We start from the raw sequence: 13402 nt of genomic DNA on the forward strand, positions 1-13402 counted from the left end.
GGTCAATGGGGCCGCTTCGCGCCCCAGCGGGAGCAAGCTCCCTCACCACAGGTATGCAGAATCAATCCGCGCGGCTCAGTGATGTCCACAAATGCTGCGCCGCATAGGCTCTAAGCGGTCGCCAGGCCTCAGCCCGCGCCAGCAACTGGCGCGGGCTCACCGGCCCGCCTTCCAGCGCCACCAGCGCATTGATCAAACCGATATCCCCCGAGGCAAACGCATCCTGCTCGCGCATCTGGCGCATGGCGATGTACTGCGCCGTCCAGTCACCAATCCCGGGTAATGCGACCAACCGCGCCACGCCTTCCTTCAGGTTCGCCTTCGCCTGGAAAATCTGCGGGTCATCCAGCAACGCCTGGGCCACGCCCGACAAGGTACGCCCGCGACTTTTCGGCATGCCGAGGGTTGCCAAATCCGCGGCTGCCAGCACCTCGGCCGAAGGAAACACATGGGTCACACCGGCATGGGGCGTCACCAGCGGCGTGCCGTACTGCGCCACCAGCTTGCCCGCCAGCTTGATCGCCGCCACCACGGTAATCTGCTGGCCCAACACCGCGCGGATCGCCAACTCCAGCCCATCCCAGGTTCCCGGCACCCGCAAGCCAGGACGCGCCGCCACCAAGCTCGCCATCAAGGGATCATTCGCCAATTGCCGGTTGATCCGCTTCGGGTCAGCCGACAGGTCAAACATGTCCCGTAACCGCCGCTCAATTTCCGGCAACGCAGCCGGGTCAGGAAAATCCACCGTCACCTCAAGCCAATCCCCGGCCCCGGGCGACACACTGAGCCAACCCTGCTGACCGTCGACACTGATACTGCGCGAGTAAACGCCAGCGTCCACCGTCTCCATCCCGCTGATCGCCCGCGCCGACAAAAAGCCCAACATCGCCGCCCAGTCATACGGCGCCTGATACGCCAGCTGCATTCTCACAACGACAATACCCCGCTGTACAACCCATACGCCGCCAGGCTCGCCCCGGCGATCACGCAGGCGAAAATGCCTTTTTCCAGATGGGTAAACAAGGGCTGGCCCTGCTCGCGCTTGGCCAGGGCAAACAGGATCACGCCCGGTGCATACAGCAGCGCCGACAGCAGCAAGTACTTCAGGCCACCGGCGTAGAGCAGCCACACCGCATAGGCCAGGGCGATCAGGCTCACCAGCAGGTCCTTGGTGCGTTCGCCATGGGCGCCTTCGTAGGTTTCACCGCGGCCGCTCAACAGCACCGCATACGCCGCCGACCACAGATAGGGCACGAGGATCATCGACGACGCCAGGTAGATCAGGGTGGTGTAGGTACTTTCCGAAAACAGCGTGATCACCAGGAACAGCTGGATCATCACATTGGTCAGCCACAGCGCATTGACCGGCACCTGATTGACGTTTTCCTTTTTCAGGAACGCCGGCATGGTCTTGTCATGGGCGGTGGCATAGAGAATTTCGGCGCAGAGCAAGGCCCACGACAGCAGCGCGCCCAACAGCGAAACCGCCAGGCCGATGCTGATCAACAGCGCGCCCCACGGGCCAACGATATGTTCCAGCACCCCGGCCAGGGACGGGTTTTGCAGGTTGGCCAGTTCCGGCTGGCTCATGATCCCGAGCGACAGCAGGTTGACCAATACCAGCAGCGCCAACACCCCCAGGAAACCGATGACCGTGGCCCGGCCCACGTCCGAGCGTTTCTCGGCCCGCGCCGAGTAGACACTGGCGCCCTCGATGCCGATAAACACAAACACCGTGACCAGCATCATGTTGCGCACCTGATCCACCACGCCGCCGAAATTCGGATTACTCAGGCCCCAGATATCCCGGGTAAAGATATCGCCCTTGAATGCCACGGCGGCGATCACGATAAACATCACCAACGGCACGATCTTGGCCACGGTGGTGATCTGGTTGATAAACGCCGCCTCCTTGATCCCGCGCATCACCAGGAAATGCACCGCCCACAACAACACCGACGCGCAGCCAATCGCTACCGGGGTATTGCCCTGGCCGAACACCGGAAAAAAGTAGCCGAGGGTACTGAATAGCAACACGAAGTAACCGACGTTGCCCATCCAGGCACTGATCCAGTAGCCCCAGGCCGACGAGAAACCCATGTAGTCGCCAAACCCGGCCTTGGCGTACGCGTATACGCCGGAATCCAGTTCAGGCTTGCGGTTGGCCAGGGTCTGGAACACAAAGGCCAGGGTCAGCATGCCCACGGCGGTAATGCCCCAGCCAATCAACACCGCGCCTACCTCGGCCCGCGCCGCCATGTTCTGCGGCAACGAGAAAATCCCGCCGCCGATCATCGAGCCCACGACCAGGGCGATCAAGGCATTGAGGCGCAGCTTTTCCGAGGATTGGGACATGAACACTCCTGAACAAAACAACCATTGAGCCAACAACTGTGCACTCAACTAACTTATTAAGCCGGCGCAGCGTTTATTAGATATAGTCAATAAAGGCGCCTGCTTCATAACTTAAAGGCATGACAATAAACAGCGTTAAGGCAAATTTATAATTCAAATAACGCTGCGCTGTAAAAGTTTGCATATCTGCAAATACGGGCTAGCTTCAAAGGTCCACGCTAATGAGAAAACCTGTTGTTTGAAACGCAGAACCGCTCTACGACGAGCCTCTGCGAGGCACTTGAGCGCCCGTACCTTTCATCATAAGTCATTAATTCACAATGTAATGTGCCAATGAAGTGATCTGAGTCAGCTGTTTGATTAGCGCACGGATTTATTCTGTGGTCTCTCTTCTCCTGCATTGGAGTCATGCGATGTCTGAATCTCCCGGAAAACTTCGACTCGGCGCACTGGTTGCACTTGTCGTGGGTTCAATGATTGGTGGCGGGATCTTCTCACTGCCGCAAAACATGGCGGCCAGCGCCGATGTCGGCGCGGTACTGATTGGTTGGGTGATCACCGCCGTGGGCATGTTGACCCTGGCGTTCGTGTTCCAGACCCTGGCCAATCGCAAGCCCGACCTCGACGGCGGGGTCTATGCCTACGCCAAGGCCGGGTTTGGCGACTACATGGGTTTCTCATCCGCCTGGGGTTACTGGATCAGTGCCTGGTTGGGCAACGTCGGCTATTTCGTGCTGCTGTTCAGCACCCTCGGTTACTTCTTCCCCATCTTCGGCGAAGGCAACACCCCGGCGGCGGTGATCGGCGCGTCGGTGCTGCTGTGGGCCGTGCACTTCCTGGTACTGCGCGGGATCAAGGAAGCCGCGTTCATCAACCTGGTGACCACCATCGCCAAGGTGGTGCCGCTGGTGCTGTTTGTGTTGATCGCGCTCTTCGCGTTCAAGCTGGACATCTTCACCGCCGACATCTGGGGCGTGAAAAACCCGGACCTGGGCAGCGTGATGAACCAGGTGCGCAACATGATGCTGGTCACCGTCTGGGTGTTCATCGGCATTGAGGGTGCGAGCATCTTCTCGTCCCGCGCCGAAAAACGCTCCGACGTCGGCAAGGCCACGGTGATTGGTTTTATCACCGTGCTGCTGTTCCTGATGCTGGTGAACGTGCTGTCCCTGGGGATCATGACCCAACCGGAATTGGCCAAGCTGCAAAACCCGTCGATGGCCGCCGTGCTGGAGCACGTGGTGGGTCACTGGGGCGCGGTATTGATCAGCGTCGGCTTGATCATTTCCTTGCTGGGGGCGCTGCTGTCGTGGGTGCTGCTGTGTGCGGAGATCATGTTCGCCGCCGCCAAGGACCACACCATGCCGGAGTTCCTGCGTAAGGAAAACGCCAACCACGTGCCGGCCAACGCCCTGTGGCTGACCAACGCCATGGTGCAGATTTTCCTGGTGATCACGCTGTTCTCGGCCAGCACTTACCTGTCGCTGATCTACCTCGCCACCTCGATGATCCTGGTGCCTTACCTGTGGTCGGCGGCCTATGCACTGCTGCTGGCGGTGCGCGGTGAAACCTATGAAAGCGCCCCGGGCGAACGCAGGAAAGACCTGCTGATCGGCGCCATCGCGTTGATCTACGCGGTCTGGCTGCTGTACGCCGGTGGCACCAAGTACCTGTTGCTGTCCGCCCTGCTCTACGCCCCTGGCGTGATCCTGTTCGCCATGGCCAAGCATGAACTGGGCAAACCGATTTTCACCAACGTCGAGAAGCTGATTTTCGCCGCAGTCGTCATAGGCGCCCTCGTGGCGGGCTATGGCCTCTACTCCGGCTTCCTGACCCTGTAATTATTGTTCACTGGAGGATCTGTAATGACCACGGAAAAAGTGAAGTACGGCGTACATTCCGAAGCCGGCAAACTGCGCAAAGTCATGGTGTGCTCCCCAGGTTTGGCCCACCAGCGGCTGACCCCAAACAACTGCGATGAACTGCTGTTCGATGACGTGCTGTGGGTAGCCCAGGCCAAGCGCGACCACTTCGACTTCGTGACCAAGATGCGCGAGCGCGACATCGATGTGCTGGAAATGCACAACCTGCTGACCGACATCGTCGCCATCCCCGAAGCGCTGGACTGGATCCTGGAGCGCAAGATCACCGCCAACCAGGTGGGCCTGGGGCTGGTCAATGAGGTCAGCTCGTGGCTGCGCAGCCTGGAGCCGCGCAAGGTCGCCGAGTACCTGATCGGTGGCGTGTCGGCCGATGACCTGCCGAGCAGTTTCGGTGGCAAGACCATCGAGATGTTCCGCGATTTCCTCGGCCACTCAAGCTTCATCCTGCCGCCGCTGCCCAACACCCAGTTCACCCGCGACACCACCTGCTGGATCTACGGTGGCGTGACGCTGAACCCGATGTACTGGCCGGCGCGACGCCAGGAAACCCTGCTGGCCAGCGCCATCTACAAATTCCACCCCGAGTTCACCAACGCGGACTTCCAGGTGTGGTACGGCGACCCCGACCAGGAACACGGCAACGCCACCCTGGAAGGCGGCGACGTGATGCCGATTGGTAACGGCGTGGTGCTGATCGGCATGGGCGAGCGTTCCTCGCGCCAGGCCATCGGCCAACTCGCCCTGAACCTGTTCAAGCACAAGGCCGTGGAGCGTGTGATCGTCGCCGGCCTGCCGAAATCCCGCGCGGCGATGCACCTCGACACCGTGTTCAGCTTCTGCGACCGCGACCTGGTCACGATCTTCCCGGAGGTGGTCAACCAGATCGTCGCCTTCACCCTGCGCCCGGACGAGACCAAGCCCGGCGGCATCGACATCCAGCGCGAAAAAACCAACTTCCTCGACACCGTCGCCGCCGCCCTGAACCTCAAGGCCCTGCGTGTGGTGGAAACCGGCGGCAACAGCTTCGCCGCCGAGCGCGAGCAGTGGGATGACGGCAACAACGTAGTGGCCGTGGAGCCTGGCGTGGTGATCGGCTACGACCGCAACACCTACACCAACACCTTGCTGCGCAAGGCCGGTGTGGAAGTCATCACCATCAGCGCCGGTGAACTCGGCCGTGGCCGTGGCGGCGGCCACTGCATGACTTGCCCGATCATTCGCGACCCAATCGACTACTGATATTCAAACCCTGGCCGCCGCTCATAAGGCGCCGGCCAGGGGGATAACCTAAACAGAAGGAGATCCACCATGGCTTTTAATATGCGCAACCGCAGCCTGCTGTCGCTGATGCACCACACCACTCGCGAGCTGCACTACCTGCTGGACCTGTCCCGCGACCTCAAGCGCGCCAAATACACCGGCACCGAGCGTCCGCACCTGAAGGGCAAAAACATCGCGCTGATCTTCGAAAAAACCTCGACCCGCACCCGTTGCGCGTTCGAAGTGGCGGCCCATGACCAGGGTGCCCACGTCACCTACATCGACCCGGTGTCGTCGCAGATCGGCCACAAAGAAAGCATGAAAGACACCGCCCGCGTCCTCGGCCGGATGTTCGATGCCATCGAGTACCGTGGCTTTGAACAGGAAATCGTCGAAGAGCTGGCCAAGTTCGCCGGGGTGCCGGTGTTCAACGGCCTGACCGCTGAATTCCACCCCACCCAGATGATCGCCGACACCCTGACCATGCGCGAGCACAGCGACAAGCCGCTGCATGACATCAGCTACGCCTACCTGGGCGACGCCCGCTACAACATGGGCAACTCGCTGCTGATGATCGGCGCCAAGCTCGGTATGGACGTGCGCATCGGCGCGCCTAAAGCCCTGTGGCCCCATGCTGACTTCATCAAGCAATGCCAGGAATTCGCCGAGGAAAGCGGCGCGCGCATCACCATCACCGAAGACCCGAAGGAAGCGGTGAAAGGCGTGGACTTCATCCACACCGATATCTGGGTGTCCATGGGCGAACCGGTGGAAGCGTGGGACGAGCGCATCGAGCAACTGCTGCCGTACCAGGTCAACGCCAAGATGATGAAAGCCTCGGGCAACCCACGGGTGAAATTCATGCACTGCCTGCCGGCGTTCCACAACAGCGAGACCAAGGTCGGCAAGGACATCGCCGCGCGTTATCCAAACCTGGCCAATGGCGTGGAAGTGACCGAAGAAGTGTTTGAGTCCCCGGCCAACATCGCCTTTGAGCAGGCGGAAAACCGCATGCACACCATCAAGGCGATCCTGGTGTCGGCGCTGGCGGATATCTAAACCCACACCGCTCCCACTTTTGACACGCGGTCCAAAATGTGGGAGCGGGCTTGCTCGCGAAGGCGGCGTGCCAGTCGCTATATTTTTCACCGACACACCGCTTTCGCGAGCAAGCCCGCTCCCACATTTGGCCCGGTGTTCACAACGCTGGATTCTGGAAGGACAACCTTATATGCGTATCGTCGTTGCACTGGGCGGCAACGCCCTTCTGCGCCGTGGTGAACCCATGACCGCAGACAATCAACGGGCCAATATCCGCATCGCCACCGAACAGATCGCCAAGATCCACAAAGGCAACGAGCTGGTGATTGCCCACGGCAATGGCCCGCAAGTGGGCCTGCTGTCGCTGCAAGCGGCGGCTTACACCCAGGTGTCGCCGTACCCGCTCGATGTGCTGGGCGCCGAAACCGAAGGCATGATCGGCTACATCATCGAACAGGAACTGGGCAACCTGCTGGACTTCGAAGTGCCGTTCGCCACCCTGCTCACCCAGGTGGAAGTGGACGCCAAGGACCCGGCCTTCCAGAACCCGACCAAGCCTATCGGCCCGGTCTACGCCAAGGCCGAAGCGGAAAAACTCGCCGCCGAAAAAGGCTGGGCGATTGCCCCCGATGGCGACAAGTATCGCCGCGTAGTGGCCAGCCCACGGCCAAAGCGGATCTTTGAAATCCGCCCGATCCAGTGGTTGCTGGAAAAAGGCAGCATCGTGATCTGCGCCGGTGGCGGCGGGATTCCGACGATGTATGGCGAAGACGGCAAGCTCAAGGGCATTGAAGCCGTGATCGACAAAGACCTGTGCTCCTCGTTGCTGGCCGGGCAACTGGACGCCGATTTGCTGGTGATCGCCACCGACGTCAATGCGGCATTTATCGACTTCGGCAAACCCACCCAGAAAGCCATCGGCCAGGCGCACCCGGACGAAATGGAAAAGCTCGGCTTCGCTGCCGGCTCCATGGGACCCAAGGTCCAGGCCGCGTGCGAGTTCGCCCGCCAGACTGGAAAAACCGCAGTGATCGGTTCACTCTCGGACATCGAAGCGATTGTCCAGGGCAGCGCCGGCACCCGCATCAGTACCGCAAAACCTGGCATCACCTACCTGTGAAGTAGAGGAGAAACGCCTATGGCTACCTTTGAACCTGGTCACCTGCACATCGAACGCCACGCGCTGAACAAGGATGACTACAGCTACAACCTGTGCATCGACTACGAAGTCAGCCAGGACCCAAAGGAAGGCAAGGGAATGCTCTTCAAGATGCACGGCACGGTGCAGGGCAAGGAGCTCAAGGAAGAGTTCTTCCTGCCCAAGGACCAGTCGTTCGACTTCGCCCGGCAGGCGATGAACATCGCGCAGAAGTACGGCATGCCGAAGATTGCCGTGCTCAATGGCCAGATGCACAAGCAGTACGATTTGATGTTTGAGGATGTGCGGCATCAGCTGGATGTGAAGCCTGGGGATCCGGTCAAACCCGAACACCTCGAATAACCTGATTTCCCAGGCACCAACCATCAAATGTGGGAGCGGCGGTGCGACGATTCGACTTGCTCGCGAATGCGGTGTATCAGTTGATACATCCGGTGACTGACACACCGCATTCGCGAGCAAGCCCGCTCCCACATTTTGATCTCTATCTTCTCCAAGGCATACTTGCCACCTCTCGCTCGCCAGAACCAAAAACGGCCCCATGCGTATCCACGTCAGCTTCATCGACCGCGTCGGCATCACCCAGGAAGTCCTGGCCTTGCTCGGTGGGCGCAATCTGAACCTGGATGCGGTGGAAATGGTTCCGCCCAACGTCTACATCGACGCGCCAACCTTGAGCGCCGAGGTACTGGAAGAGCTGCGTGATGCACTGTTCAGCGTGCGCGGCGTGCAAGCCGTGACCGTGGTCGACATCCTCCCCGGCCAGCGCCAGCACCTGCAACTCGACGCCCTGCTCGCCGCCATGACCGACCCGGTACTGGCCCTGGACAGCGCCGGCAAGATCCTGCTGGCCAACCCGGCGCTGATCGCCTTGTACGGTCGCGAACCCGCCGGGGAAAGCATCAACGAACTGTTCGACGACCCAACCCTGCTGGCCACCCTGCTGGAACACGGCTTTCGCCTGGCCCTGCGGGAAATCAGCGTCAACGGCCAGACCCTGCTGCTGGACGCCACGCCGATCACCGACGCCGGCGCCCTGCTGACCCTGTACCAACCCAACCGCATCGGCGAACAACTGTCGGCGCTGCACCATGACCACGCCGAAGGTTTCGACGCGTTGTTGGGCGAGTCTCCGGCGATCCGCACCCTCAAGGCGCGGGCGCAACGGGTGGCGGCGCTGGATGCACCGTTGTTGATCCAGGGCGAGACCGGCACCGGCAAGGAGCTGGTGGCCCGTGCCTGCCACGCCATCAGCGCACGCCACAGCGCGCCGTTCCTGGCCCTGAACTGCGCGGCGCTGCCGGAGAACCTGGCCGAGAGCGAACTGTTCGGCTACGCCCCCGGCGCCTTCACCGGTGCCCAGCGCGGCGGCAAGCCGGGGCTGATGGAACTGGCGAACCAGGGCACGGTGTTCCTCGACGAGATCGGCGAGATGTCACCTTACTTGCAGGCCAAGCTGCTGCGGTTTCTCAACGACGGCAGCTTCCGCCGGGTGGGCGGCGACCGTGAGGTGAAGGTCAATGTGCGGATCCTCAGCGCCACCCACCGCGACCTGGAAAAGATGGTCAGCGAAGGCACCTTCCGCGAAGACCTGTTCTACCGCCTCAACGTGCTCAACGTCGAAGTGCCGCCCCTGCGCGAGCGCGGCCAGGACATCCTGCTGCTGGCCCGCTACTTCATGCAGCAGGCCTGCGCGCAGATCCAGCGCCCGGTCTGCCGCCTGGCGCCGGGCACCTACCCGGCGCTGCTGGGCAACCGCTGGCCGGGCAACGTGCGGCAATTACAGAACGTGATCTTCCGCGCCGCGGCCATTTGCGAAAGCAGCCTGGTGGACATCGGCGACCTGGACATCGCCGGCACCTCGGTGGCGCGGCAGAACGATGGTGAAGTCGACAGCCTGGAGCAGGCCGTGGAGGATTTCGAGCGCGGGTTGCTGGAGAAGCTCTATGTCAGCTATCCGTCCACGCGCCAGCTGGCGAGCCGCCTGCAAACCTCCCACACCGCCATTGCCCACCGCTTGCGCAAGTACGGCATTCCCAACAAGCCCTGACTGACTGCACGCGATCAACATGTGGGAGCGGGCTTGCTCGCGAATGCGTTGGGTCAGTCAATACATTCGGCACTGACATACCGCTTTCGCGAGCAAGCCCGCTCCCACATTTGATCTACGGCGCCCTCAAAAGCGACCTCCGCCCGTACTGAAAGCGCTACAGTGGAACGATATCGATACACACCGTCGTAGGCGTCGCCATGCAAGGCTTTGATCCTCATAGTCTTTTTTTCAACGGTCCAGCTGTAGCGATATCGCTACAACCACCTTCCGAACATCACCCGCCATAATCAGTAACTAATTGTTTTATAACGATAAAAAAACATTGGCCGCAATTTTGCTAAGCAACTCCCCATTATTCCAATCCCGTCCACCAGACGAATCTGGCCCTGAGGAGTTTCCATGAGCGAGTTGCGCTTTACTGAAGATCACGAATGGCTGCGCGCCGAAGCCGACGGCAGCGTGACCGTGGGCATTACCGCTTTTGCGCAGAACGCGCTGGGTGATGTGGTTTTCGTGCAACTGCCTGAGCTGCAGTCCTACGACAAAGGGGCAGAAGCCTCCACCGTTGAATCGGTCAAGGCCGCCAGCGGCGTATACATGCCATTGGACGGCGAAGTCCTCGAAGTAAACGACAAGCTGGACGGCAGCCCCGAGCTGGTCAACGAAGACCCGATGGGCGAAGGCTGGTTCTTCCGCTTTAAACCGGCTGATGCCGACGCAGTAGCTAAGCTGTTGGATCAGGATGCGTATGACCGCCTGATCAAAGCCAACGCTGAAGCCTGAGGAGCGCGCCATGACTAATCTGACCACCGCCAACGAATTCATCGCCCGCCACATCGGCCCGCGCCAGGACGACGAGCAACACATGCTCGCCACCCTGGGCTTTGATTCCCTGGAAGCCTTGAGCGCCAGCGTGATCCCGGAAAGCATCAAGGGCACCGCTGTGCTGGGCCTGAGCGACGGCCTGAGCGAAGCCGACGCACTGGCTTCGATCAAGGCGATTGCCGCCAAGAACGAGCTGTTCAAGACCTACATCGGCCAGGGCTACTACAACTGCCACACACCGTCGCCGATCCTGCGCAACCTCCTGGAAAACCCGGCCTGGTACACCGCCTACACGCCGTATCAGCCGGAGATTTCCCAGGGCCGCCTGGAGTCGCTGCTGAACTTCCAGACGCTGATCAGCGACCTCACCGGCCTGCCGATCGCCAACGCCTCGCTGTTGGACGAAGCCACCGCCGCTGCCGAAGCCATGACCTTCTGCAAACGCCTGAGCAAGAACAAAGGCAGCAACGCGTTCTTCGCCTCCGTGCACAGCCACCCGCAAACCCTCGACGTATTGCGCACCCGTGCCGAGCCGCTGGGCATCGACGTGGTGGTGGGCGACGAGCGTGAACTGACCGACGTCAGCGCCTTCTTCGGCGCCCTGCTGCAATACCCGGCCAGCAACGGTGACGTGTTCGACTACCGCGAACTGACCGAGCGCTTCCACGCCGCCAATGCGCTGGTAGCCGTGGCCGCCGACCTGCTGGCCCTGACCCTGCTGACCCCGCCGGGTGAGTTCGGCGCCGACGTGGCCATCGGCAGCGCGCAACGCTTCGGCGTGCCGCTGGGCTTCGGTGGCCCGCATGCGGCGTACTTCTCCACCAAGGATGCGTTCAAGCGCGACATGCCGGGCCGTCTGGTAGGCGTCTCCGTGGACCGTTTCGGCAAGCCGGCCCTGCGCCTGGCCATGCAGACCCGCGAGCAACATATCCGCCGCGAGAAGGCCACCAGCAACATCTGCACCGCCCAGGTATTGCTCGCCAACATCGCCAGCATGTATGCCGTGTACCACGGCCCGAAAGGCCTGACCCAGATCGCCAACCGCATTCACCACCTGACCGCGATCTTCGCCAAAGGCTTGGGCGCATTGGGCCTGGCGGTTGAACAAGCCAACTTCTTCGACACCCTGACCATCAAGACCGGCGCGCAAACTGCTGCCCTGCACGACAAGGCTCGCGCCCAGCGTATCAACCTGCGTGTGGTCGACGGCGAACGCGTTGGCCTGTCGGTGGACGAAACCACCTCCCAAGCCGACATCGAAACCCTGTGGAGCGTGTTCGCCGGCGGTAAAGCCCTGCCGGACTTCGCCGCATTGGCTGCCAGCGTTGAAAGCACCCTGCCGGCCGCCCTGCTGCGCCAGTCGCCGATTCTCAGCCACCCGGTGTTCAACCGTTACCACTCCGAAACCGAGCTGATGCGCTACCTGCGCAAACTGGCCGACAAGGACCTGGCCCTGGATCGCACCATGATCCCGCTGGGCTCGTGCACCATGAAGCTCAACGCCGCCAGCGAAATGATCCCGGTGACCTGGGCTGAGTTCGGTGCCCTGCACCCGTTCGCCCCCGCCTCGCAAAGCGCCGGCTACCAGCAACTGACCAGCGAACTGGAAGCCATGCTCTGCGCGGCCACCGGTTATGACGCGATTTCCCTGCAACCGAACGCCGGTTCCCAGGGCGAATACGCCGGCCTGCTGGCCATCCGTGCCTATCACCAGAGCCGTGGCGAAGAACGCCGCGACATCTGCCTGATCCCGTCGTCGGCCCATGGCACCAACCCGGCCACCGCCAACATGGCCGGCATGCGCGTCGTGGTCACCGCCTGCGATGCACGCGGTAACGTCGACATCGAAGACCTGCGTGCCAAGGCCATCGAGCACCGCGAGCACCTCGCTGCGCTGATGATCACCTACCCGTCCACCCATGGCGTGTTCGAAGAAGGCATCCGCGAAATCTGCGGGATCATTCACGACAACGGCGGCCAGGTGTACATCGACGGCGCCAACATGAACGCGATGGTCGGCCTCTGCGCCCCGGGCAAGTTCGGCGGCGATGTGTCCCACTTGAACCTGCACAAGACCTTCTGCATTCCCCACGGCGGTGGCGGCCCGGGCGTCGGCCCGATTGGCGTCAAATCCCACCTGACGCCGTTCCTGCCCGGCCATGCCGCGATGGAACGCAAGGAAGGCGCGGTCTGCGCCGCACCGTTCGGCAGCGCGAGCATCCTGCCGATCACCTGGATGTACATCAGCATGATGGGCGGCGCGGGCCTCAAGCGCGCTTCGCAGTTGGCGATCCTCAACGCCAACTACATTTCCCGTCGCCTGGAAGAGCACTACCCGGTGCTGTACACCGGCAGCAACGGCCTGGTGGCCCACGAATGCATCCTCGACCTGCGCCCGTTGAAAGACAGCAGCGGCATCAGCGTGGATGACGTGGCCAAGCGCCTGATCGACTTTGGTTTCCATGCGCCGACCATGTCGTTCCCGGTGGCTGGCACCCTGATGATCGAGCCGACCGAAAGCGAATCCAGGGAAGAACTGGACCGCTTCTGCGACGCGATGATCGCCATCCGCGAAGAAATCCGCGCGGTGGAAAATGGCTCGCTGGACAAGGACGACAACCCGCTGAAAAACGCGCCACACACTGCCGCGGAACTGGTTGGCGAATGGAGCCACCCATACAGCCGTGAACAAGCGGTGTACCCGGTGGCGTCGTTGATCGAAGCCAAGTACTGGCCGCCGGTTGGCCGGGTCGACAACGTGTTTGGCGATCGCAACCTTGTGTGCGCTTGCCCGTCGATCGAGAGCTACGCGTAACCTGATGTGGG

Annotated in this window: 10 protein-coding genes; 8 read left to right on the plus strand and 2 right to left on the minus strand. The window is 61.6% G+C overall.

Annotated elements, in window-relative coordinates:
* Positions 1-61: 61 nt before the first annotated feature.
* Together JV201_RS22795 and arcD (JV201_RS22800) are read right to left on the minus strand one after the other, a co-directional pair.
* The gene (locus JV201_RS22795; protein WP_008433096.1) at positions 62-925 is read right to left on the minus strand and encodes a DNA-3-methyladenine glycosylase; all 864 of its coding nucleotides are present in this window, start codon (positions 923-925) and stop codon (positions 62-64) included.
* Positions 926-927: 2 nt separating this feature from the next.
* On the minus strand, positions 928-2355 hold the full coding sequence (gene arcD / locus JV201_RS22800; RefSeq protein WP_087692651.1) for an arginine-ornithine antiporter: 1428 nt from the start codon (positions 2353-2355) through the stop codon (positions 928-930).
* Positions 2356-2768: 413 nt separating this feature from the next.
* Here arcD (JV201_RS22800) and arcD (JV201_RS22805) point away from each other — a divergent pair, with 413 nt between their 5' ends.
* The 8 genes from arcD (JV201_RS22805) to gcvP all read left to right on the plus strand — a co-directional run bounded on the left by arcD (JV201_RS22805) (position 2769) and on the right by gcvP (position 13391).
* Positions 2769-4196, plus strand: a complete 1428-nt coding sequence (gene arcD / locus JV201_RS22805) for an arginine-ornithine antiporter (protein WP_003220056.1) — start codon at positions 2769-2771, stop codon at positions 4194-4196.
* A gap of 24 nt (positions 4197-4220) precedes the next feature.
* Positions 4221-5477 (plus strand): arginine deiminase, encoded by a 1257-nt coding sequence (gene arcA, locus JV201_RS22810; protein ID WP_003220054.1) that lies wholly within the window; start codon positions 4221-4223, stop codon positions 5475-5477.
* 69 nt (positions 5478-5546) lie between these two features.
* Positions 5547-6557 (plus strand): ornithine carbamoyltransferase, encoded by a 1011-nt coding sequence (locus JV201_RS22815; protein WP_010169901.1) that lies wholly within the window; start codon positions 5547-5549, stop codon positions 6555-6557.
* Positions 6558-6729: 172 nt separating this feature from the next.
* Positions 6730-7659 (plus strand): carbamate kinase, encoded by a 930-nt coding sequence (gene arcC / locus JV201_RS22820; protein WP_219406074.1) that lies wholly within the window; start codon positions 6730-6732, stop codon positions 7657-7659.
* A gap of 18 nt (positions 7660-7677) precedes the next feature.
* Entirely contained in the window at positions 7678-8040 is a 363-nt protein-coding gene (locus JV201_RS22825; protein WP_003220051.1) for a DUF5064 family protein, read from the plus strand.
* 199 nt (positions 8041-8239) lie between these two features.
* Positions 8240-9748 carry a sigma-54-dependent transcriptional regulator gene (locus JV201_RS22830; protein WP_102605962.1) on the plus strand — a complete coding sequence of 503 codons (1509 nt, stop codon included), beginning with the start codon at positions 8240-8242 and terminating at the stop codon, positions 9746-9748.
* 402 nt (positions 9749-10150) lie between these two features.
* Entirely contained in the window at positions 10151-10534 is a 384-nt protein-coding gene (gene gcvH, locus JV201_RS22835) for a glycine cleavage system protein GcvH (RefSeq protein ID WP_003220049.1), read from the plus strand.
* Positions 10535-10544: 10 nt separating this feature from the next.
* A complete protein-coding gene (gene gcvP / locus JV201_RS22840) occupies positions 10545-13391 on the plus strand; it encodes an aminomethyl-transferring glycine dehydrogenase (protein WP_219406075.1) in 2847 nt (948 codons plus the stop codon).
* Positions 13392-13402 lie beyond the last annotated feature (11 nt).

The organism is Pseudomonas sp. Colony2 (genome assembly GCF_019382755.1).
Lineage (GTDB): Bacteria > Pseudomonadota > Gammaproteobacteria > Pseudomonadales > Pseudomonadaceae > Aquipseudomonas.

Bases quoted from the DNA above. Each gene is read 5' to 3' on its own strand.
- arcA (WP_003220054.1), top strand. From the start codon at position 4,221: ATGACCACGGAAAAAGTGAAGTACGGCGTACATTCCGAAGCCGGCAAA.
- JV201_RS22795 (WP_008433096.1), bottom strand. From the start codon at position 925: ATGCAGCTGGCGTATCAGGCGCCGTATGACTGGGCGGCGATGTTGGGC.
- JV201_RS22815 (WP_010169901.1), top strand. From the start codon at position 5,547: ATGGCTTTTAATATGCGCAACCGCAGCCTGCTGTCGCTGATGCACCAC.
- gcvP (WP_219406075.1), top strand. From the start codon at position 10,545: ATGACTAATCTGACCACCGCCAACGAATTCATCGCCCGCCACATCGGC.
- arcC (WP_219406074.1), top strand. From the start codon at position 6,730: ATGCGTATCGTCGTTGCACTGGGCGGCAACGCCCTTCTGCGCCGTGGT.
- JV201_RS22825 (WP_003220051.1), top strand. From the start codon at position 7,678: ATGGCTACCTTTGAACCTGGTCACCTGCACATCGAACGCCACGCGCTG.
- JV201_RS22830 (WP_102605962.1), top strand. From the start codon at position 8,240: ATGCGTATCCACGTCAGCTTCATCGACCGCGTCGGCATCACCCAGGAA.
- arcD (WP_087692651.1), bottom strand. From the start codon at position 2,355: ATGTCCCAATCCTCGGAAAAGCTGCGCCTCAATGCCTTGATCGCCCTG.
- gcvH (WP_003220049.1), top strand. From the start codon at position 10,151: ATGAGCGAGTTGCGCTTTACTGAAGATCACGAATGGCTGCGCGCCGAA.
- arcD (WP_003220056.1), top strand. From the start codon at position 2,769: ATGTCTGAATCTCCCGGAAAACTTCGACTCGGCGCACTGGTTGCACTT.